This window comes from Chryseobacterium viscerum (genome assembly GCF_002899945.2).
Classification (GTDB): Bacteria; Bacteroidota; Bacteroidia; order Flavobacteriales; family Weeksellaceae; genus Chryseobacterium; species Chryseobacterium viscerum.
This window is the reverse complement of the sequence record NZ_PPEG02000056.1, coordinates 1-440: the sequence shown is the minus strand read 5'-3', so window position 1 is coordinate 440 and position 440 is coordinate 1. Positions and strand designations below refer to the sequence as shown.

Genomic DNA, 440 nt, shown 5'->3' with positions numbered 1-440 from the left:
CCTACGGGGGGCAGCAGTGGGGAATATTGCACAATGGGGGAAACCCTGATGCAGCAACGCCGCGTGAGTGAAGAAGTATTTCGGTATGTAAAGCTCTATCAGCAGGAAAGAAAATGACGGTACCTGACTAAGAAGCCCCGGCTAACTACGTGCCAGCAGCCGCGGTAATACGTAGGGGGCAAGCGTTATCCGGATTTACTGGGTGTAAAGGGAGCGTAGACGGTTTTGCAAGTCTGAAGTGAAAGCCCGGGGCTTAACCCCGGGACTGCTTTGGAAACTGTAGGACTAGAGTGCAGGAGAGGTAAGTGGAATTCCTAGTGTAGCGGTGAAATGCGTAGATATTAGGAGGAACACCAGTGGCGAAGGCGGCTTACTGGACTGTAACTGACGTTGAGGCTCGAAAGCGTGGGGAGCAAACAGGATTAGATACCCGTGTAGTC

General features: G+C 52.5%; 1 rRNA gene. It reads left to right on the top strand.

The annotated features are described in order from the left end of the window. Window positions 1-440 (top strand): 16S ribosomal RNA (locus C1634_RS25770); the annotation flags it as partial.